Raw genomic sequence first — 21,248 nt, 5'->3', positions numbered from 1 at the left:
GATGCATGTGATCTACTACTGTTACGGCAGCGCTCATTCGTCGGTGGCGTCTGCCGCCATCCATCTGGGTCGGCTGCCGAGCGACCGCGTCCCGACACAGGAGGAAGTGCTGCGCCTGACCGACTTTGATCAGGTCGAGTCGTGGCAGATCGGCACGCTGTTTTTTAAAGGGCACGACGAGTTTGACAATCCGGTCTACACGCTCGGGCTCGGTCCCGAGCAAGCGGTCGCCAAACAGGCGCTGCTCTCGTTTTTGGATCGTTTGGGCCTCGATACGGGCAATCTATTTTTGAACCACGCGCTGCCTCACATCAACCGCTACGCCAAGGCGGGCGGCGCGCTGTCCCGCCGATACGGGCTGGTCAAATGGGGGCGGCCCTTGTCCGCGTACGGCATCCGGCGCGACTATTTCAAACTGGTCGAGTTTGTGCAAGGGGTCAAGGTCGAAGAAAGCCGCCGCATGATGCACAAACACGGCGGTTGACAAGAGCAGGCAAGTTCAGGGATAATTATCAATTGGTATGCAAGTCCTAGATTGTAAGAAGAAAGGCAGGGAGTCAACCTATGCCAGCTCCAACACCATTAGTCGCCATCGTCGGCCGCCCGAATGTGGGCAAATCGACGTTGTTTAACCGTCTCGCCGGAGAGCGGATCTCCATCGTCGAGGACAAGCCGGGCATTACGCGCGACCGAATTTACTCCAGCGCGGAATGGTTGGATCATAAGTTTCGTATGATTGATACAGGAGGGATCGAAGTCGGGGAAGAGGACGAGATCGTCCTCCGCATCCGTGAGCAAGCAGAACTCGCGCTCGCGGAGGCGGACGTGATCATCTTCCTCGTCGACGGACAGGACGGCGTCACGCCGCAAGACCAGCAGGTCGCGCAACTCCTCTACCGGACGCGCAAACCGGTCATCCTCGCCGTCAACAAACTGGACAACCCGAAAATGCTCCAGTCTGTGTACGACTTCTATGAACTCGGATTCGGCGAGCCCTTCGGCATCTCGTCCGCGCACGGCGTCGGCCTTGGCGACCTGCTGGAAGAAGTGTTCAAACACTTCCCGGAGGACTACGACAAGGACTACGCGGAAGACACGATCAAAGTCTCGCTGATCGGCCGCCCGAACGTCGGCAAATCGTCGCTCGTCAACGCCATCCTCGGCGAAGAGCGCGTCATGGTGTCCGACATCGCCGGCACCACCCGCGATGCGGTCGACACCCCGTTCTCCCGCGAAGGTCAAGACTTCGTGCTGATCGACACCGCCGGCATGCGCAAGCGCGGCAAGGTCTACGAAAACACGGAGCGCTACTCGGTCATGCGGGCGATGTCGGCGATCGAGCGCAGCGACGTCTGCGTGCTGGTCATCAACGCCGAAGAAGGCATCATCGAGCAGGACAAGCGGATCGTCGGCTATGCGCTTGAGGCAGGCCGTGCGATCATCATCGTCGTCAACAAGTGGGACGTGCTGGAAAAGGACGACAAAACGGCTGTGGTCTTTGAAAAGACGATCCGCAGCGAGTTCCCGTTCATGCCTTGGGCCCCGATCTTGTTTGTCTCCGCGGTCACGAAGCAACGTGTACATAAAATCCTCGAAACGGTCAAAACAGTCGCGGAAAATCATTCGATGCGGATTCCGACCTCCACGGTCAACACGATCATCGAGGACGCCGTCACGATGGTGCCGCCGCCGACCGACAAGGGTCGCAGAATGCGCGTGTACTACTCGACGCAGGTGGCGGTGCGCCCGCCGTCGTTCGCCGTCTTTGTCAACGATCCGGAGTTGATGCACTTCTCGTACGAGCGCTATCTGGAGAACAAACTGCGCGATGCATTCGGTTTTGAAGGCACGCCGATGAAGTTGTTCGTTCGCAAGCGCAAGACGTCGGAAGACAATAAGTAGGCGGACCGCGAGAACGGAGGATTTTGTTTGAGCGGAATGGCAGCAATACTGATCGGTTATTTATTGGGTTCGATTTCCTTCAGCATGATCATCGGCCGCTACTTTGCCGGGATCGACATACGGGACCACGGTTCGGGCAACGCCGGGGCGACCAACACCCTGCGCGTGCTCGGACCGAAATGGGCCGCCACCGTGCTCCTGCTCGACCTGATGAAAGGTGTGTTCGCCGTCCTGATCGCACGCTGGATCGGGGCGACAGACACTTTCGTCGTGTTGACGGGGGTCGCGGTGATCGCGGGCCACAACTGGCCATTATTTTTCAATTTCCGTGGCGGCAAGGGCGTCGCGACCACCATCGGCGTGATGTTCTCCCTGTTGCCGCTCGAAGCGACGGCAGCTGCGATTATCGGGCTGATCGTGTTGGCGTTTACCCGCTATGTATCCCTTGGATCGATGGTGTTCGCCACGCTGATCCCGCTGTTGATCGTGTTGGCGGAAACGATGTTTGACTGGGAGATCTCGAGAGCATATCTGGTGTTCTCCGTCGTCGCTGCGGTGATGACGATCTGGCGGCACCGCGCCAACATCGGGCGGATCGCCAAAGGGAACGAGAGCAAGCTCGGCGCGAAGCGGCAAGGGCAGCAGCCTTCGCCGCGGGCGTAGGGCGGTCTCGGGAGAGCGAGGAGGGAAACCGTATGGTGGAACAGGTTGCAGTCATCGGCGCGGGCAGTTTCGGGACGTCGCTGGCGAACGTGCTGGCCGACAAGGGGTTGCAGGTCGATCTGTATGCGCGCCGCGAAGAGCTCGTGCGTGAGATCAACGAACAACATACCAACCGGCACTACCTGCCGGAAGTCTCGATTCATCCCGGAGTACGGGCGTCCGCGAATCTTTCGGACGTATTGAAAGGCAAGAAATGGGTGTTGATCGTCACGCCGTCCTCGGCGTTTCGTGAGACGCTGCGGGCGATGCGTCCGCACCTCGATCCGGAGGCATCGGTCGCGCACGGCACAAAAGGATTTGACCTCGAGACCGGGCAACGGATGACGCAGGTGATGGAAGACGAACTGCCGGAGCTGGACAAAAGCCGCTTTGCGGTCGTCAGCGGACCGTCGCACGCCGAGGAAGTGTCGCAGCGCATCCCGACGACCGTCGTGGTGGCCAGCCGCCGCCAGTCGACGGCCGAAGGTTTTCAGGATCTCCTGATGACCTCCTATCTGCGCGTCTACACCAATCCCGACGTGATCGGGACGGAGGTGGGTGGCACGCTGAAAAACATCATCGCGCTGGGCGTCGGCATGTGCGACGGCCTCGGCTTTGGCGACAATGCCAAGGCGGCGCTGATGACGCGGGGTCTCACCGAGATCTCCCGCCTTGGCGTGCATCTGGGCGCGTCGCATCTGACGTTCGGCGGACTGTCGGGCGTCGGCGATCTGATCGCCACCTGCACGTCGAAGCACAGCCGCAACTGGCGCGCCGGATATGCGCTGGGTCAAGGCAAACCCCTCGACGAAGTGCTGGAGCAGATGGGCATGGTGGTCGAAGGCGTGCGCGCGACAAAAGCGGCGTACCAAATCGCCGGGGAGCAAGGCATCGACATGCCGATCACCAAGGCGATCTACCACGTGTTGTTCGAAGGTCTGTCGCCAAAAGCGGCCGTTGAGGAACTGATGACGCGCCGAAAAGTTCACGAGATGGAAGAGGTCGCCGAGGCGGTCTCCCTGAAATGGGACCTGCCCTAAAAGGCTTCACCGCTTTTCATTGTGAATGGGCGGTACGATCTGGTACAATATGTAGCGGCATGGAAATTTTTTTGTAGCGTTAGGGAGGAATTTCTAGTGAGCAACGTACCGAGCAATCTCAAGTACAGCAAAGAGCACGAATGGGTACGCGTTGAAGGCAACCGCGCGTACATCGGCATTACCGACTTTGCCCAATCCGAACTGGGCGACATCGTGTTCGTCGAACTCCCGGAAGTCGGCACCACGCTGACTGCGAACGAAACGTTCGGCACCGTCGAATCGGTCAAGACCGTCTCCGACCTGTACGCGCCGATCTCCGGCACCATCGTTGAAGTCAACACCGAGCTCAACGACGCACCGGAAAAAGTCAACGAACAGCCGTACGAAGGCGCATGGATGCTCGTCGTCGAAGTGAGCGACGCTTCCGAGCTGGACAACCTGCTGTCCTCCGACGACTACACCGCGCACATCAACAAATAGTCAGGGAACCCACCGTGGAAACTTGGCGCATCATCAACACAGGAGCGTCCGACCCCGCCTGGAACATGGCGGTCGACGAGGCGATCCTGAACGTACACAGTCGGGGGCTCGTGCCTCCGACCGTTCGTTTTTTTGGGTGGAATCCGCCGACGCTGTCCATCGGCTACTTCCAGCGGGCGACGAAGGAGATCAACTTTGACGCCTTGAAAGAACACGGTCTCGGCTTTGTCCGCCGTCCGACCGGAGGCCGCGCCGTCCTGCACGACCGCGAGCTGACATACTCGGTCATCGTCAGCGAGTCGCATCCGATGATGCCGAGCTCCATTAACGAATCCTACCGCGTGCTCTCGATGGGCCTGCTCGAAGGATTCCGGGAGCTGGGCTTTGCAGCGGAGATGGTCTCGCTGGCCGACGAGAAGGAAAAAGAAAAATTTGCCTCGATGGGCTCGGCAGCCTGCTTTGACTCGCCGTCGTGGTACGAGCTGGTCGTCGAAGGCCGCAAGGTCGTCGGCAGCGCGCAAGTTCGTCAGCTGCACACGATCCTGCAGCACGGCTCGATCCTGCTCGATCTCGACATCGACCAACTGTTTGCCGTGCTGAACTTCCCCTCGGAGCGCGTCCGGGAGCGGTTTCGTTCCGCATTTGCAGACAAAGCGGTCTCGATCAAAGACTTCAGCGGCCGCGACGTCTCCTACGAAGAAGCGGTGGCGGCGTTTACTGTCGGCTTTGCAAGGGGACTTGGCGTCCGTCTGGAGCCGTCCGAACTGACGGCAGAGGAGCGGGAACTGGCTGAGACACTCGTCCGGGAGAAATACCGTGACGATTCGTGGAATTTTAAAAAGTAATCCGTCATACCATGACATTCGGGAAGAACTTCCGGATGTCTTTTTTCATTTTCTGCTCTTTTTTCGGAAGGGCTTGTTCTAGTTTCTCGGACCGGCTCATAGAGTAGGGGTAAAACAACCTGCCTGGCAAAACGGTCTGACCCAATCCAATAGGACACACCTGCATAATCTCGTGACGGTCTCATATATATGTAGTGTCCTATTGGAAGAGTTTGAGTCTCTCGGCTTTCATAGATGCCGTACCGAAAGTTTTCCATGGGAGGGATCTGGCGAGGGGTTTCGCGTACCGCAGTCAACGCCGATCATTTTAAGGAGGGAACAGCGTGGAAAAGTTCGACATTTTTAAAGACATCGCAGAACGGACGGGTGGCGACATCTATCTCGGCGTCGTCGGTCCGGTCCGAACAGGGAAATCGACCTTTATCAAGAAATTTATGGAACTGATCGTCCTTCCGAACATCAAGGAAGAGGCGGACCGCGTACGCGCGACCGATGAACTGCCGCAATCGGCGGCAGGGAAGACGATCATGACCACCGAGCCGAAGTTCATCCCGAACCAAGCTGTGGAAATCCTCGTGGCAGAAGGCCTCGACATCAACGTCCGCCTCGTCGACTGCGTCGGCTATGCGGTGGACGGCGCGCGCGGCTATGAAGATGAAAACGGCCCGCGCATGGTCTCGACTCCGTGGTTCGACGAGCCGATTCCGTTCCAAGAAGCGGCCGAAGTCGGCACCCGCAAAGTCATCGCCGACCACTCCACTCTGGGGCTGGTCGTCACCACCGACGGCACGATCAACGAGATCGCCCGCGACTCGTACATCGAGGCGGAAGAGCGCGTGATCCACGAGCTCAAAGAGCTCGGCAAACCGTTCGTCATGGTGATCAACTCGGTCGAACCGCACTCCGAGCGCTGCCAAGGGCTGCGTCAAGAGCTGATGGAAAAATACGACATCCCGGTGCTCGCACTGTCTGTGCAGCAGATGCAGCAAGAAGACATCATGGGCGTGCTGCGCGAGGCTCTGTACGAGTTCCCGGTTCATGAAGTCAACGTCAACCTGCCGAGCTGGGTCATGGTCCTCGACCAAGACCACTGGCTGCGTGCCAACTTCGAAGAGTGCGTCAAAGAGACGGTCAAAGACATCCGCCGTCTGCGCGACATCGACCGCGTCGTCGGGCACTTCTCCGAGTTTGAGTTCATCTCCCGCGCCGCCCTCGCCAACGTCGACATGGGCCACGGCGTCGCCGACATCGACCTCGTCGCACCGGATGAGCTGTACGACCAAGTGCTCACCGAAGTGGTCGGCGTGGAGATTCGCGGCAAAGACCACCTGCTCCAACTGATGAAGGACTTCTCCTTCGCCAAGCGCGAGTATGACAAAGTGGCCGAAGCCCTGCGCATGGTCAAACTGACCGGCTACGGCATCGCGCCGCCGGTGCTGGAAGAGATGACGCTCGACGAGCCGGAACTGATCCGTCAGGGCTCCCGCTTCGGCGTCCGTCTGAAAGCGACCGCGCCGTCGATCCACATGATCCGCGTCGACGTCGAGTCGGAATTTGCCCCGATCGTCGGTACCGAGAAGCAGTCCGAAGAGCTGGTGCGCTACCTCATGCAAGACTTCGAGGAAGACCCGCTCAAGATCTGGGATTCGGACATCTTCGGCAAATCGCTGGCTGCCATCGTCCGCGAAGGCATCTCGGCGAAACTGTCGATGATGCCGGAGAACGCGCAATACAAGCTGAAAGAGACGCTGGAGCGCATCATCAACGAAGGCAGCGGCGGTTTGATCGCGATCATTCTCTAAGTCAAATGGCATGTCAAGAACGCGTCAAAAGGAGGAAAAAATCGGGTCTTTAGACCTGATTTCCCTCCTTTTTTGGCGTGTTTTGTTGTATTTGGTCGTTACTGTGCTATAATGTGCCTTGTGTCTTTCTTATTCTATCTATGTCCAATGTATAAAGTTGCTCAAACTGGATACAAAGGGAAGTAAGCAGAGGAGGTGAAGGGTCGTGAACAAAACGGATCTGGTCAACCTGGTGTCCGAGAAGGCTGAGTTGTCCAAGAAGGATGCAGCAAGCGCTGTGGACGCCGTCTTTGATGGCATCATCGAAGCCCTCGCAAACGGTGACAAGGTACAACTGATCGGTTTCGGTAACTTCGAAGTACGCGAACGTTCGGCACGCAAAGGCCGCAACCCGCAAACCGGCGAAGAGATCGAGATCGCAGCAGCGAAAGTTCCGGCATTCAAACCGGGCAAGCAATTCAAAGATTCCGTCCAATAATCGGGATCGACACAGGGAATACATACAAAGGGCCTCCGTTTTCGGAGGTTCTTTTTGCTTGGAGAGGGAAGGAACTGGATGCGCATTTGTTGAAATACTCGAACAACAAATAGTGAAAGGGGTTTCAACCACGTGACTGCATCATTCGGGATTGACTATGAGCAAGAGGTGGCAAACTTTACACTGGAGATACCGGAGCGATACAACTTTGCCCGTCAAGTCGACGACTACGCGGCAACGCACAGCGACAAACTCGCCATCGTCTTTAAAACGGAGCCTGCAGACGAAGGTCAGACCCTTACATACGGTGAACTCAGCAAACGCTCCAACCAATGGGCGAACGTCCTCGCGTCCCAAGGCATCGGCCGCGGTGACAAAGTCCTCGTCCTGATCCCGCGCTCCGTCGACGCGTACGTCATCTACCTCGGCCTGATCAAAGCGGGCGCGGTCATCCTGCCCGGCTCCGAGATGCTGCGGGCCAAAGACATCGAGTACCGCGTCGAGCACGCAGGCGTCAAAGCGGTCGTCGCATACGGCGGCATCCTCGATCAGGTGGAGGCGGTGCGCGGCAAATCGTCGACTCTGTCCACCTTCATCCTCCTCGGCGGCGAGCAAGCGGGCTGGCAGTCCTATGCCGACCTGATGAACGGCCAGTCTGACCAGTTTACCAGCGCCGACACCGCCGCAGACGAGATGGCGTTCCTCTCCTACACCTCAGGCACCACCGGCGGCCCGAAAGGCGTCATCCACACCCACTCCTGGCTCTACGCGCACCAACGCATCGCAGCCGAGTATTGGTTTGACGTGCGCGAAGACGACATGGCGTGGGCGACGGCGGGACCTGGCTGGGCGAAATGGATCTGGAGCCCGTTCGTCTCCATCCTCGGACGGGGCGCGACCGCGTTCGTCTATGCGGGCAAATTCCAGCCGGAGACCTATCTGCAACTGCTGTCCCAGCACCCGATCTCCGTGCTCTGCGCCACCCCGACCGAATACCGCATGATCGCCAAAGTCGACGGTCTCGACCGCTTCACCCTGAAAGCCCTGCGCAGCGCGTGCTCCGCCGGTGAACCGCTCAACCGAGAAGTCATCGACACCTTCCACCAGCACTTTGGCGTCACCGTCCGCGACGGCTACGGCCAGACGGAAAACTCGCTGCTGGTCGGCACCTTCGTCGGCCTCGACGTGCGCGCAGGCTCGATGGGCCGCCCGTCGCCGGGCATCCGCGTTGCCATCGTCGACGAAGACGGCAAAGAAGTGGCACGGGGCGAGGTAGGCGACATCGCCGTCGACCGTCAGGCGCCGATCCTGTTCAAAGGCTACCTCAACGACCCGGAGCGCACCGCCAAAGCGTTCCGCGGCGACTGGTACATCACCGGCGACCAAGGCAAAATGGACGACGAAGGCTACATCTGGTTCGAAGGCCGCGCCGACGACATCATCATCTCGTCGGGCTACACCATCGGGCCGTTCGAAGTCGAGGACGCGCTCGTCCAACACCCGGATGTCGCCGAGTGTGCCGCCGTCGCCTCCCCGGACCCGGAGCGCGGTGCGATCGTCAAAGCGTTCGTCGTGCTCAAACGCCCGGAGCAGGCATCGGATGCGAAAGTGAAAGAACTGCAAGAGCACGTCAAAGTCCTGACCGCTCCTTACAAATACCCGCGCGAGATCGAATTTGTCGAGAGCCTGCCGAAAACGACGTCCGGCAAGATCCGTCGCGTCGAACTGCGCTCGCTGGAAAAATCGCGCAAACACTAACGAAGCTCACCACGAGACACGAGAGGACGTATTTCCATGACCAACCCCCACCCGAACCGCCTGATCCACACCTTCTCCATCGTCGCCTGCGACCCGAAAACGGGCGAGATGGGCGTCGCGGTCGCATCCAAATTTCTCGCCGTCGGCTCCATCGTCCCGTGGGCGAAAGCAAACGTCGGCGCCATCGCCACCCAGTCGTGGGCCAACACCGGATTTGGCCCGGACGGCCTGAGGATGCTCGAAGAGGGCAAGACGGCGAAGGAAGTGCTCGCCGCCCTGCTGGAAGGCGATGAAAACCGCGATTGGCGGCAGATCGGCATCGTCGACCGCCACGGCAACGCAGCGGCGCATACCGGCAAAGAGTGTCACGACTACGCCTTCCATCACATCGGCGAAGGCTTTACCATCCAGGGCAACCTGCTCGTCGGCCATGAAGTGATCGACGCGATGGCCATCTCCTTCCAGTACGCAAAAGGCGACCTCGCAGACCGCCTGCTGGCCGCCCTGATCGCCGGTGACGAAGTGGGCGGCGACAAGCGCGGCCGTCAAGGGGCAGCCCTCTACGTCGTCAAGGAGAAAGGCTCCTACGACGGCCTGATCGACAAATACGTCGACCTGCGCGTCGACGACCACAAAAACCCGGCCTACGAGCTCAAGCGGCTGCTCGGCCTGCACCGCCTCTACCTCGGCGAGACCGACCCGAACCGACTGCGCAAAGTGGAAGGCGACGTGCTTGGCGAGCTGACCGGCCACCTGATCGCGCTCGACTACCTGCCGACCGGCGAGTATGCGGAGTACAGCGAGCCCGTCAAAAAAGCGTTGCACGACTATTGCGCCGTCGAAAACTTCGACACCCGCTGGCGGGAAGACGACCTGATCGACGAAGAGATTCTCGTCTTTATGCGCGGTCAAACGCATAGAGATTAAAGGAAGAGGGGAGCCTCGTTTTGGAGATGGCTCCCCTTTGTGCTATAGTTGTAGAGTCCGGGAAATGTCCGGGAAATCAAACAACAGGGGAGGGGCGATCACATGAGTCGTTTGTTGCGAGGGGGCATCCTGCTCTTGGTCGCGATGCTGTGCGTGCTTTTGGGGACAGGGGTGAGCCATGCGGAGTCGCCTTTGGTCGAACGGTACACAGCGCCAGACGGCATGGTTATCACCAGCCACTCTCCGAGTTGGGATTCGCAGACCAAACTGAAGTCATTGCACGAGGAACTGCTGAAGAACACACACGGGGAAGAGATCGAACTGCTCGACGAGATCGTCGTCCACGACGACTACCCGCGAGGCAAAGGGGTAGCGGGGCAGTACATCTTCCAGACCGTGGGCACGATCATCCCCGGCACCAAACAGAAAATGCAACCGGGCAAAATCGAACTGTACGGCGGCCGCGAACATCAGACCGTCGCCTCGTTCGCCCACACCTTGGCACACGAATACGGTCATCACGTGACCCATTACTATACTCTGCAAGCGGACGGATATCCGCTGACCGACGAAAAGCGCTGGAGCCAAACGTCCTACGCCCGCATGCGCGGACTGACCCACGACGACCGCATCGCCGTCGAAGGCGTCGACCACCGCTGGCAAGTCGCCGAAGTCGCAGCGGAAGACTACGTCCAACTGTTCGGCTCGCCGCTGGCCAAAGCGCCGACCCCGTTCGAATCGCGCATCGAACAGGCGATGAGAGGTCAGGAGCCGTCCGCCATGTCATGGAACGCCTCCATGTACAACGTCCAGCCGCAGGAAAACATCCTCCTGCCGCTGGCCAGCGACGTGCCCCACCTCTACGAATTTTTCCACCAGCGGATGAAAGGCGAACCGGGCACCTACACCCCGCCGAAAAAGCCGGAGCTCAAACTGGTCTCCTACGCCGAGCAAGCCAACGCCGGATACCAGCTCAAGTTTGAATGGGAAATGCCGGGGGAGAAAGACAACTACACCTACACCCTCGTCACATACGGCGAAAACGACCTCCTCGCCGAGCCCATCGTCACCCGCAAAGCAGGGGAGGCCAAAGAGGCCCGCTACGGCTCTGTCGTCGTCCAGCGCGGCTCGTACCTGTACACCTATCAGGAACCCAACGCAAAGGGCCTGAGACACTTCAAACTGTACTCATTCGGCGACAACAACTGGGTCTCCGAATCGGCCGAACTCACCGTCGACATGGCCAATCCGACCGAGGTCAAAGTCAACGAGAAAAAAGTCGTCCCCGTCGCCGCAGCACCTGCCGACGAAACGGCGCTCGACGTCTGGGACATCGACCTGATGCTCTTTGACATCGACCTGTCCTGGCTCGTCTCCCTGATCGGCTGGGCGGCTGACTTCATCAACGGCGTGCTGACCGCCTTGCTGGGTTGACGAATTTCCGTGGAAATGAGAAAATGCGCGCAAACACCGAAAAACTGACAAAGGTGGCATGTAAGACATGGCAGCCCACTATCTCCGCTTTCAAGCTGAAGGCACCGTCCGCTACGGCGTGCTGCAAGGCGATACCGTCGCAGAACTGGCAGGCAACTTCCTCGACACCACCGAACGCACCGGCGCGACCTACGCGCTGGCAGACGTCGAACTGCTGACACCGACCGTCCCGACGAAGGTCATGTGCATCGGCCTGAACTACAAACTCCACGCCGAAGAGCGCGGCAAAAAGATCCCGGAAGAACCGATGCTGTTCCTCAAACCGCCGTCTGCCGTCGTGGCGACGGGGCAGGAGATCGTCCTCCCGGCCATCGCCCAAGACGTGGAGTACGAAGGCGAGCTGGCCGTCATCATCGGCAAACGCGCCAAATTCCTGACCGTGGAGGAAGCCCGCGACGCGATCTTCGGCATCACCGTCCTGAACGACGTCTCCGAGCGCTTCTATCAGGTCAAAGACGGCCAATGGGGCCGTGCCAAGGGGTTTGACACATTCGCCCCTGTAGGGCCGTTCGTCGCGACCGGACTGGACTACCAGAACCTCAAGATCGAGACGAAGATCAACGGCGAGGTCAAGCAGTCGTCGTCGACCTCCGACATGATCTTCACCGTCGACCACCTCGTCTCGTTCGTCTCCCAAGTCATGACCCTCGAACCCGGCGACATCCTCACCACCGGCACCCCCGCAGGCGTCGGCCCGCTGCAAGGCGGCGACGTGTGCGAGATCACGATTGAAGGCGTAGGGACCTTGGTGAATCGGGTACGAGACCTGCGGAAATAATTTCTTTGTCATAAACGCTTGCATCGGCGCGTACTCTCTGGTATAGTAGTAAACGTCGCCGATGCAATGCTGACGACAACCACACAACTGCAAACATCGGAATATAGCGCAGCCTGGTAGCGCGCACCCTTGGGGTGGGTGAGGTCGTGGGTTCGAATCCCGCTATTCCGACCATCTATAAGAGACTGTGTCAGACATCTACGTTCACAAGTGAGATGATGGCATGGTCTCTTTTTATGTTTTCAAATACTCAAATAGCGAAATGTCTGATACAATTTAAAGATTATTACATTGATGGGAGATTGATATACGATGAAGTATTCGAAAAAGTGGATTAGAATTTTGGATAAAGTTAATGGATTTACATATAGCAAGCGTGATGTTTGGTATAGAGGAGAAAGTAGAGAATGGCCAAAATTAAATTCTGGCCTTTTTAGATTGGATTTTCAGGGGAGTTTGGAAAGTTTCCTTAATTATGAGTTTAATCTCTATAGCGATTTTTATAATCTAGGTAATACAATTCATAGGAAAACGGATTGGGAACTATTGTTTTTAATGCAGCATCACGGTGCGAGTACTCGGCTTTTAGACTGGACGTCTTCGTTTGCGGTAGCACTATTCTTTGCAACTCAACGTTGGGACCATGACGGGAATGCAAGAATTTGGGTGCTCAATCCTTATAAACTGAATAACTTGTCTGATCATGAAGGGATATTGTCTATCCCACATTATTATCCAAGTTATGAAACATTAATTAATGATCGTTCTTTTTCGGATCAAACATTAGCTATTAGTACTGTTAGAAATAACCCTAGAATGGTGGCTCAGCATGGGCACTTCACTCTTCAGGGGAATTCCAATAAATCATTGGATGAGGAAATCGAAAATAGAGATGTTTTAAGTGAAATTGTGCTAACGCCTGATCTAAAAGTAGATATCGCCAATTTTTTGATTCAATGTGGGGTTAATGAGTTTTCTATTTTTCCTGATATGGATGGACTGGCCAAATATTTAGGGAAGAAGCAACAATTTGATCACTTTAGACAGTTTTCCTCTTCGAAATTATTTTAGTATTCATTGGCGCATGAATTTATGGTAGATATTACAGTAATTTTAGATGCAAAAGATATGCATGAACCTATTTAAAATAGGATAGTTAAGTATTCGAGAATGCATTCATGTTTAACTTCAATATTACGTAGCTTAGATAGAGAAGTCGCAAGTGAAGAGCGAATCGAACTTGCGGAAGTTTAAGATGATCTGTTAAGTATCAGTAGTACTTTCCCAGGGGCTTATACAACCTGTAAAAAAGTAGGATGATGTATCACTGGAATACACGAGATCCCCGTTTGGAATTTGTAAACGGGGATCTCGTTGTTAAATTATCAATATAAACTTAATCCAAGTATCGTTTGAGAACGAAACGTAAAATCACCATTCTATCTCAGCTACGCGTTTGATCATGGTATTATATAAATGTATTGCATTAATATGGTCAACTTTAGTTGCCCATGGTGCTCTCACTTCTTCTAGACAGTTGTCTTGGATTTTTCATGCATTATATAGCAAGTGCGGTAAACAAGCATGCTTAATTACCATCTTGGCCAGAAGGAAGTGATACTATGAATTCCGGTATGAAAAAATTCATTAAAGTATTTACTACCAAACGGGACTTATTTGTTGATAAAACTGATACTGATGAATTAATTGATCGTCTCTCGACGGTTCCTCTCGGGACTTTACTTAATGTGCTTTCTAGAATGTCTGCTCTGCCGTTGGATAAAGACGCAGCGGTTCGCGATTTATTCGAAAGGAATTTTCCTATTGCTGGTCAGAGGGCTAAGAACAAATATCTTTATAGTCATCAAGGACTTCTTGCGACTTGGAAATGGTTGTTGGCTTATGGCGACACCAACGCTATTGAAGAAGATAATATGCCACTAGGACATGCTGTATTGATCCTACTCATTTTTTGTATTGAAATATCAGATGCGATATCTTTAGAGGACATTTCAGTTGAAAGCGTAAAAAAGCATATGTTGCAAAACTATGTTTTCAATCAGCATACGGCAGGATTTGCTGCACTTGCTCGAGCAAAAATGATATTTACAGAGCTACCGATAGAGGTCGGAATGAATTTTCCGCGGGAGTCTATTAATTTTTCATCTAAATTCTATGAAACATATGGATACTCGATTCAAGACTATTTAGGCACGATTAGTTTGATAACGGCCAAATATCAAGAAGATGAGGATGCCATTTTTTCAAACAGGGAAGTGGACTTAATTAAGTTATTTAATAACGCGGAGTTCACCAAAGTAGGAGCAAAAGTTCTTGATTCGCTTAGTATTAGTTTAGAGGATGCAAAACTATGGGCTATTGATACAATCGATTCGCATTGGAACTACACGAAGTTTCTTGAATATCCGATAATAAAATTGCCTAATGGACGAAGTTATCCAATTATGTCTAAATTGCTTGAAGAGCAATTTTTTTCACAGTTGTTTTTTAGGATTAGAAACTGTTACCCACGAAATGACTCAAAGTTTTTAGGCTTTATGGGACGCGTATTTGAGCGGTATGTACAAATCTTACTGGAAAGAGCGATTCATGACTCATCCCTTCCTTATGAAGTGATTCAAGAGTTTGAGTATGAATATGGAGCAGGAGGTGTAAAGAGGTCACCGGACCTCATGCTTAGATTGGGAGATAAGTTGCTTGTCATAGAAACTAAGAGTAGAAGATTATTGCTTGAAACCATTCTTGAAGGTGAAGAATCATACATTGAGAAAGATATTGATCGAATGGTAATTGAGCCAATTAAGCAAATACATGATAGGCTGAGTGAATTGATTCATGGCGTGCAGCACTCAAAACTCAAGGGAATTCGAGATATCTTCGTTATGAGCGTAACGACGGGGGAATTTCCTACGATCCAGTTTATTGAGGATAAAATAACAGAGAGGCTCAGCTCATTATTAGATATGGATTTTAAAGGTCATTTTCATCTCAGCATTGAGGAGTTCGAGCTGATGAGTAACCTTATTGGGCGAAAAAATGGTAAGCCTATATTTCGAATCCTTGAAAACAAAAAGAAGTTGTTTCCAGGGATGTCATTTACAAACTTTATTGTCAGTACCTCGTTGCCTAATAGGTTTCCGAAGCTGATTTTCGAGAAATTATCAGAGAGTCTAGATGATTTTTCTCGTCATTTTGGTAGCTTTACCGATTAGATTCTGACATTTTGACCGTTTTGATAAACCATTACGGGGTTTTTTGCTGTCGGCTTAATGGAAATAAAAAGCACCCTAAGGGTGCTAAGTAAAGTCTAAATTATTTTGTTTGTGCAATCACCAATGGCCCTGGATCGCGGTCAGCAGCGGAGTATTGAAGATCCGCCTGAACAATCCCCATTCCGAGTAACACAACGAACATCGTGATCAGTACTTTTTTCATGTTATATTCGCTCCTTGTTCATCAGTTCTAGTACGTCGCTCCGTACCGATTGGTAGTGCAAAGCTTTTTCGAAATCTCCGAGACTGCGGTAAGAATCAACCACGAGTTTCAGGGCGTTGACTTGATCTTGGTACATGCCTATTCTACCAAAGATTTCGTAAGATTTTAAACTGTGATTGATGGATTGTGGAAATTGTTTTTTGGTGTGTTGGTATCGAGCGAGAACGGAGTGGTATTCTCCGGCTTCTAGAATCTCACCTACTGAAGATTCATAGACCGTTGCTTGTTCGAGAGTTGATTCACATTCCTCGAAGTGACCATGATCTAAAAGGAGACTCGCTTTCTTCGCTAACACAAACACGATACCGGCTGGGTCGTCTTCCTTTACAAAATGCTAGAAGCACTCTTCCAACTCTCGTAACGCTTGCTGAAGGTCGTGGTGATGGGTGATGGACGATGCGATGGTCAGTTGCACTTCGTAGAGTAAGGAGTGGTGGTTGAGCGTCTGGTAGAGCTGTTTCGATTGATGGAAAAGTTCGGCTGCTTTTTCGAAGTCGTGTGTGTTTTTATATGCGATTCCCTGCACGTAAAGGGAATGGGCATAGCTTTTTAGATTCTTGGTTTGTTGTGTGAGCAACGGTTGTAAAATCCCCAATATAAACGGTTGAAAATTCCCCACTTCCAACGGACAATCTCTCCGAGAGGAGAGAAATCATGGTCAAGAATGGGGAATATTTTGTGATTCAAGAGATGAAGCAACGGGGGATGAGCATCACGTCCATCGCGAAAGAGCTCGGCCGCGACCGTAAGACGATCAGAAGATGGATTCGGGAGGGAGTTCCGGGCGACTACCGCCGTACTGTAGAGAAACCAGAAAAGTTGGCTCCCTTCAAGACTTACGTCAGACAACGGATGGAAGAAGGTTGCCTCAATGCGGTTGTCATCTTAGACGAGATCCGAGCAACTGGGTACACCGGCGGGATTACGATCCTTCGAGACTATATGCGACCACTTCGGCCGCAGGTTTCCTCAAAAGCAACGGTCAGATTTGAAACACCGCCAGGTCGGCAGGCTCAGGTGGATTGGGGCGAGTTCCGAGTTGAGTGGAACGGAAAGAAAAAGCGTCTCTACGCGTTTGTCATGGTTTTGGGATTCTCCCGTTCCATGTTTGTGGAATTCACAGAAGACCAGCGTTTAGAAACCCTGATGGGTTGTCACGAACGGGCTATGCAATTCTTTGGTGGTATCACTGAAACTTGTCTCTACGACAACATGAAAACCGTAGTAGCTGGTGTGGATGATCAAGGCGATGTTGTTTGGAATGCGCGTTTCGCGCAATTTGCAGCCCATCATGGCTTCCCTTCTTCGCCGCTGCCGCCCCTATCGGGCTCGAACGAAGGGCAAGGTAGAAAACGGAGTGGGTTATGTCCGCAAAAACTTCTGGCCGCGGGTACAATCCTTTACCGATCTCCAGCACCTGAATGAACTGGCCCTTCACTGGCTAAACAGTATTGCGAATGTTCGCATTCACGGCACGACGCAAGAGCGCCCTGTTGACCGTCTCTCCCGTGAATGTTTAAAACAGATGGCATCAGAGCCGTTTGATTGTGTGGAATACCATGTTCGCAAAGTGTCGTCAGACACTCTCATCTCCTATGAGGGGAATCGATATTCTGTTCCGAGTCGGTTTATTGGGCATCTTGTGCAGATCAAAGATGATCGTCGCGGCGGGATTCGGATCTACTATGAAGGTAAGATGATCGCGGAACACAGAAAAGCTACCGGTCAAAGAATCGTTATACAAAATAAAAACCACTTCGAAGGCATTCGAACAGACAGCGTCGCCAAACCGGTTCCCCAACCTATACCGCGACTCATGTCTAACGCTATACCAGAAGTGGTCATACGTCCTCTCGCCGTCTATGAACAGTTCACAGACGAGGAGGTGGTGCGCTCATGATCATACAAGAGCGCTTAGAAGCCGCCTTTCAACAGTTTGGATGGGTCCGGATTCCGGAGATTCTCCATGCTCATGCGGAAGAAGCAGCTAAACACAATCTAACGTATTTGGAGTTTCTAGACAAGCTCCTTCAGGAGGAATTAGCGGCGAAACACGACCGCTATCTCAAGACGAGGACACGCCTTGCCAAGTTGCCGTACCACAAAACGATGGAACAGTTTGACTTCGAATTTCAGCCGTCTATCGACGAGCGCAGAATGCGTGACCTAGCCACCTTACGCTTTGTTGAACATCAGGAGAATGTGATCCTGCTAGGGCCGCCAGGTGTGGGGAAAACGCACTTGGCGGTAGCTATGGCGATGGAGGCCATCGCACAACGAAAGACCGTCTACTTTACATCGGCTCACGATCTTGTGCAGACTCTTCAGGACGCCCATCACAGCCGCTCCATTCAACAGAAGATGCGCGTCTATACTAAGCCGGATCTCCTCATTATTGATGAGATTGGCTACCGTAAGATGGACGAAACTGCTGCCCATTTCTTCTTTCAAATTGTCTCGGAACGATATGAAAAAGGATCGATCATCCTCACATCCAATAAATCATTCGGCATGTGGGGAGACATCTTTGGCGATACCGTGTTAGCGACTGCCATTCTGGATCGCCTCCTCCATCATTCCAGTACGATCAACATCAAAGGCGAAAGCTATCGAGTGAAGGAAAAGAAAAAAGCAGGATTCTTCAGGGCAGAAAACACCGAGGATCAGGACAGGTAGCCTTTTCATTTGGGCGGTGAAACTGGGGAATTTTCAAACGGCGTTTTTGAGGAATTTTCAACTGATGTTGACAGTTGAAAGTATTCTCCGGCGCGTTCCAAGAAGTGGATCGAGTCATGCGATCTGCCACGTCGTCTCAGGGTGAGGCCGACGTTGTAGGAGATATGGGCAGCGAGGTCGTTGAATGACGAGAAACGTGAGGTGTAATCGAGAGCCTTCTTGTAATTGTAGTAAGCATTTCCTGTGTCCTGTCTCTGTGTGTAGGCATTGCCGATTTTGTTGCGGATTAACGCTAACAGGTACGCGTCATGATGATTTTCCGCCTCTAGATCCGTAATGATGGGGTGGAGGACGTGAAGAGCATCTTCATAGCGTTTTTGTTGATACCGACATTCGGCCAGATGGACGGAGAGCATGATCCGGTCCTTTTCCGAAAGATCTTTTTCGTGTTGCAGATCCTGAATCATCGATTCTGCTTCGTCAGTTTGATTCGTTTCCAGCAAGACTTCGACTAAACGGATACGGCTGACGAGTTCCATGTGTTGATCTTCATCTTGCAAAAGCTCTCGTATCGGAACTTTAAGAGCAACTGCAATCTTGTTCAGCAACTCCGGCGATGCGTTTGCTTTGTCCTGTTCGATTTGGCTGATCCAGCCGAACGTGACGCCGGTGGCATCGGCCAGGAAGGATTGGGGGAGGTTGCGTTCTTTTCGGAGTCGGCGGATTCTTTCGCCGATGGTTTCTTTATGCTCGTTATGGATATTCATATGTACCACCTCTGCAATCACAATAAGCAAAGATAATTATACATAAGTATATCCATCTAAACAACAGTTGTGAAATGTTTATAGTCGTTATGCAAAATTCCTACTCGCTATAACATATTGCTGGAACTAATAAGTAAATTCTAAACTCATCTCAACGAGATTCAGAGGGGTGAGTGTGTGGGTGACTTGACGTTAGGACAGCGGATTCGGGAGTTGCGATTGAAAAAAGGGTGGACACAGATCCAGTTGGCAGAGGGGATCGCTACGCCGTCGATGTTGTCTCAGGTGGAGAGTGGGAAGGCGAGACCGTCTTTTAACTTGTTATCCGCCTTTGCGGAACGGTTGGAGGTGCCGGTGGAAAACTTGCTCTCGAACGTGGAGCTGAATCTGGACTCCATCAGCACCTACAAAATGGCGACGGCGATGGTGGCGGCACAGGAGTACGGGTCGGCGATCCCGTTGTTGCGGGGATTGGTGGAGAGGCGCGTGCGTCGATTTCGACGATGGAGATCTTGTTTCATCTCGGGGAGTGCTTGCTGCATACGAGTCAGTTTGCGGAGGCGGAGGCGATCTTCAAACAGCTGCAGGAATACGCGGTGCTCAGTGACGATGCGTATCTCAAGGCGAAGGTGTTGCTAGATCTGGGGCACATCGCGTTTCAACGCAAGCTGTATCAGATCGCGTGCTTCCAGTGGGAGAAGGCTTTGGCGGAGAGCGAGAAGATGGAGGCGAGAGATGCAGGTCTTCAGGCAAGTATCCTGCACAGGCTTGGTCAAGTCGCGATCATGCAAGGGCAGCCATCTACGGCGGAGGAGTATCTATCCCGTGCTGTTGAGATGTACGAGGGCAGAGACACTCTTCCGGAGATGGCACATGCCTGTTTGGAGCTCGCAAGATCTTGCAAGCAACTCGGGAAAGTGGAGCAAGCCGCTGTGCACTCGGAGCGGGCGCATGCTGTCTTTCAGAGCATTCAGGAGTTGCGGATGACCATCCAACTGGAAATCGAGACGGCTGCTCTATACGCGGTTACGGATCGGGAAGAGGATGCGGAGCAGATGTTGAGGTACGCGTTGTCCAAGGCGGAGTTTCTGAAGGATCGCGAGTTACAAGGCATGGCCTGTGCGGAGCTGGCACAGATCTATTTGCGGAAAGGGGATCTGGGTCGGGCAGTCGAGTCTTGCGGGCAGGCGCAGGCGTTCTTCCCGCCCCTGCATGTCGGTCAGGCTGTCATCAACCGTGTCCTGGCACGAGTCGCGGTGGCAACATACAACCCGGAGGAAGCGAAGCGCCGGTTCCAGATGGCCGCAGTTGGATTCAAACAGGCGGATCGGGTGGAGGAGTGGGAGGAAACGTTGTATGAACTCTCCCGGCTCTATCTGCAAGCAGGTGATCATCCCAGAGTGATCGAAATATTGGAAACAATTCGGGAGTACACGGTTCGAGTGAAGAGAAACGCGTCAGAACCTTTCCAATGAATCGCATGGGTGACCTGAAATGTGATTACAGACAGGAGGAATGATGACAGATGTATGGCATCAAGATCAGAAGGCCCAGAGCGGAGGATTTTGAAGAGTTGATGCAACTCTTTATCGCGGTCGTAGAGGATACATTCAAACGAGAAGGGCTGTCGGATTTATCCGATGATCGGGAGAGCGAAATCGAGAGCAAAAAACGGTACCTGCAAAGCGATTTGGACAGTAACGGGGAGCAGCGATATTTTCTGATTGCTGTAGATCAGCATCATCGCATCGTAGGCACGATCGAATACGGTCCTGCCAGTGAATTGATTCATGAATGCACCAATGGAACATGGGACGGATTGCAGGAGGTCGGAACTGTATTTGTGCTTCCGGAGTATCAGGGTCGCGGGATCGGGACCTTGTTATGGAGTGCCATGCTGCTGATCTTTTTAGGCCGGGGTATTCATGAATTCTGTCTGGACAGCGGCTACGGCCGTGCTCAAGCAATGTGGCGGAAGAAATTCGGAGAGCCGGATTATTGGCTAAAGGATTATTGGGGCCCTGGACATGATCACATGATCTGGAGGAAGAATGTACGTGATGTAGAGATAATGGTTTGACGT

Annotated in this window: 22 protein-coding genes, 1 tRNA gene and 1 pseudogene; 21 read left to right on the top strand and 3 right to left on the bottom strand. The window is 53.3% G+C overall.

Annotation, left to right across the window (positions count from 1 at the left end; translation table 11 throughout):
• Position 1: 1 nt before the first annotated feature.
• The 15 genes from OS242_RS03105 to OS242_RS03035 all read left to right on the top strand — a co-directional run bounded on the left by OS242_RS03105 (position 2) and on the right by OS242_RS03035 (position 15,439).
• Positions 2-484, top strand: coding sequence for a DUF3189 family protein (locus tag OS242_RS03105; protein WP_267150181.1), 483 nt, complete (start codon positions 2-4; stop codon positions 482-484).
• An 80-nt stretch (positions 485-564) separates the two neighbouring features.
• Positions 565-1,902 (top strand): ribosome biogenesis GTPase Der, encoded by a 1,338-nt coding sequence (gene der, locus OS242_RS03100; protein ID WP_267150180.1) that lies wholly within the window; start codon positions 565-567, stop codon positions 1,900-1,902.
• Between the two features lie 36 nt (positions 1,903-1,938).
• On the top strand, positions 1,939-2,565 hold the full coding sequence (gene plsY, locus OS242_RS03095) for a glycerol-3-phosphate 1-O-acyltransferase PlsY (protein WP_267150418.1): 627 nt from the start codon (positions 1,939-1,941) through the stop codon (positions 2,563-2,565).
• Positions 2,566-2,597: 32 nt separating this feature from the next.
• On the top strand, positions 2,598-3,644 hold the full coding sequence (locus tag OS242_RS03090) for an NAD(P)H-dependent glycerol-3-phosphate dehydrogenase (RefSeq protein WP_323372887.1): 1,047 nt from the start codon (positions 2,598-2,600) through the stop codon (positions 3,642-3,644).
• 96 nt (positions 3,645-3,740) lie between these two features.
• Positions 3,741-4,124: a glycine cleavage system protein GcvH gene (gcvH, locus tag OS242_RS03085; RefSeq protein ID WP_267150179.1), complete on the top strand. Its 384-nt coding sequence runs from the start codon at positions 3,741-3,743 to the stop codon at positions 4,122-4,124.
• A 14-nt stretch (positions 4,125-4,138) separates the two neighbouring features.
• Positions 4,139-4,969, top strand: a complete 831-nt coding sequence (locus tag OS242_RS03080; protein WP_267150178.1) for a lipoate--protein ligase family protein — start codon at positions 4,139-4,141, stop codon at positions 4,967-4,969.
• A 323-nt stretch (positions 4,970-5,292) separates the two neighbouring features.
• Entirely contained in the window at positions 5,293-6,771 is a 1,479-nt protein-coding gene (gene spoIVA / locus OS242_RS03075) for a stage IV sporulation protein A (protein WP_267150177.1), read from the top strand.
• 205 nt (positions 6,772-6,976) lie between these two features.
• On the top strand, positions 6,977-7,249 hold the full coding sequence (locus OS242_RS03070; protein ID WP_267150176.1) for an HU family DNA-binding protein: 273 nt from the start codon (positions 6,977-6,979) through the stop codon (positions 7,247-7,249).
• A 132-nt stretch (positions 7,250-7,381) separates the two neighbouring features.
• On the top strand, positions 7,382-9,007 hold the full coding sequence (locus tag OS242_RS03065) for an acyl-CoA synthetase (RefSeq protein ID WP_267150175.1): 1,626 nt from the start codon (positions 7,382-7,384) through the stop codon (positions 9,005-9,007).
• Positions 9,008-9,043: 36 nt separating this feature from the next.
• A complete protein-coding gene (locus OS242_RS03060; protein WP_267150174.1) occupies positions 9,044-9,934 on the top strand; it encodes a DUF1028 domain-containing protein in 891 nt (296 codons plus the stop codon).
• Between the two features lie 102 nt (positions 9,935-10,036).
• Positions 10,037-11,368, top strand: coding sequence for a hypothetical protein (locus tag OS242_RS03055; protein WP_267150173.1), 1,332 nt, complete (start codon positions 10,037-10,039; stop codon positions 11,366-11,368).
• Between the two features lie 67 nt (positions 11,369-11,435).
• A complete protein-coding gene (locus OS242_RS03050) occupies positions 11,436-12,206 on the top strand; it encodes a fumarylacetoacetate hydrolase family protein (protein ID WP_267150172.1) in 771 nt (256 codons plus the stop codon).
• 97 nt (positions 12,207-12,303) lie between these two features.
• Positions 12,304-12,380 (top strand) — tRNA-Pro (locus tag OS242_RS03045).
• 138 nt (positions 12,381-12,518) lie between these two features.
• Complete coding sequence (locus OS242_RS03040) at positions 12,519-13,277, top strand: FRG domain-containing protein (protein WP_267150171.1); 759 nt, start codon at positions 12,519-12,521, stop codon at positions 13,275-13,277.
• 551 nt (positions 13,278-13,828) lie between these two features.
• The gene (locus OS242_RS03035) at positions 13,829-15,439 is read left to right on the top strand and encodes a hypothetical protein (protein WP_267150170.1); all 1,611 of its coding nucleotides are present in this window, start codon (positions 13,829-13,831) and stop codon (positions 15,437-15,439) included.
• Between the two features lie 100 nt (positions 15,440-15,539).
• Here the strand turns inward: OS242_RS03035 and OS242_RS03030 are convergent, their stop codons facing one another.
• Together OS242_RS03030 and OS242_RS03025 are read right to left on the bottom strand one after the other, a co-directional pair.
• Positions 15,540-15,662, bottom strand: a complete 123-nt coding sequence (locus OS242_RS03030) for a hypothetical protein (RefSeq protein WP_267150169.1) — start codon at positions 15,660-15,662, stop codon at positions 15,540-15,542.
• A 394-nt stretch (positions 15,663-16,056) separates the two neighbouring features.
• Positions 16,057-16,347: a hypothetical protein gene (locus OS242_RS03025; protein ID WP_267150168.1), complete on the bottom strand. Its 291-nt coding sequence runs from the start codon at positions 16,345-16,347 to the stop codon at positions 16,057-16,059.
• 29 nt (positions 16,348-16,376) lie between these two features.
• On the opposite strand from OS242_RS03025, the gene istA reads away from it, so the two are divergent.
• From istA to istB, 3 genes are all read left to right on the top strand, one after another.
• The gene (gene istA, locus OS242_RS03020; protein WP_267150167.1) at positions 16,377-17,147 is read left to right on the top strand and encodes an IS21 family transposase; all 771 of its coding nucleotides are present in this window, start codon (positions 16,377-16,379) and stop codon (positions 17,145-17,147) included.
• Positions 17,148-17,247: 100 nt separating this feature from the next.
• Positions 17,248-17,622, top strand: a complete 375-nt coding sequence (locus OS242_RS21355; protein ID WP_407702076.1) for a Mu transposase domain-containing protein — start codon at positions 17,248-17,250, stop codon at positions 17,620-17,622.
• Positions 17,619-18,398 (top strand): IS21-like element helper ATPase IstB, encoded by a 780-nt coding sequence (gene istB / locus OS242_RS03015; protein WP_267150166.1) that lies wholly within the window; start codon positions 17,619-17,621, stop codon positions 18,396-18,398. Before OS242_RS21355 ends, istB begins: the two co-directional genes overlap by 4 nt.
• Before the next feature lie 5 nt (positions 18,399-18,403).
• Here istB and OS242_RS03010 read toward each other — a convergent pair whose 3' ends face one another.
• Complete coding sequence (locus tag OS242_RS03010; protein WP_267150165.1) at positions 18,404-19,165, bottom strand: helix-turn-helix domain-containing protein; 762 nt, start codon at positions 19,163-19,165, stop codon at positions 18,404-18,406.
• 177 nt (positions 19,166-19,342) lie between these two features.
• On the opposite strand from OS242_RS03010, the pseudogene OS242_RS21350 reads away from it, so the two are divergent.
• From OS242_RS21350 to OS242_RS03000, 3 genes and pseudogenes are all read left to right on the top strand, one after another.
• Positions 19,343-19,513: pseudogene (locus tag OS242_RS21350) on the top strand (helix-turn-helix domain-containing protein); the annotation flags it as partial.
• Positions 19,514-19,698: 185 nt separating this feature from the next.
• The gene (locus tag OS242_RS03005) at positions 19,699-20,640 is read left to right on the top strand and encodes a tetratricopeptide repeat protein (protein ID WP_267150164.1); all 942 of its coding nucleotides are present in this window, start codon (positions 19,699-19,701) and stop codon (positions 20,638-20,640) included.
• A 50-nt stretch (positions 20,641-20,690) separates the two neighbouring features.
• A complete protein-coding gene (locus OS242_RS03000) occupies positions 20,691-21,245 on the top strand; it encodes a GNAT family N-acetyltransferase (RefSeq protein WP_267150163.1) in 555 nt (184 codons plus the stop codon).
• Positions 21,246-21,248 lie beyond the last annotated feature (3 nt).

It is taken from the genome of Tumebacillus lacus, from assembly GCF_026410385.1.
GTDB lineage: Bacteria > Bacillota > Bacilli > Tumebacillales > Tumebacillaceae > Tumebacillus > Tumebacillus lacus.
This window is presented reverse-complemented; position numbering and strand designations above follow the sequence as displayed.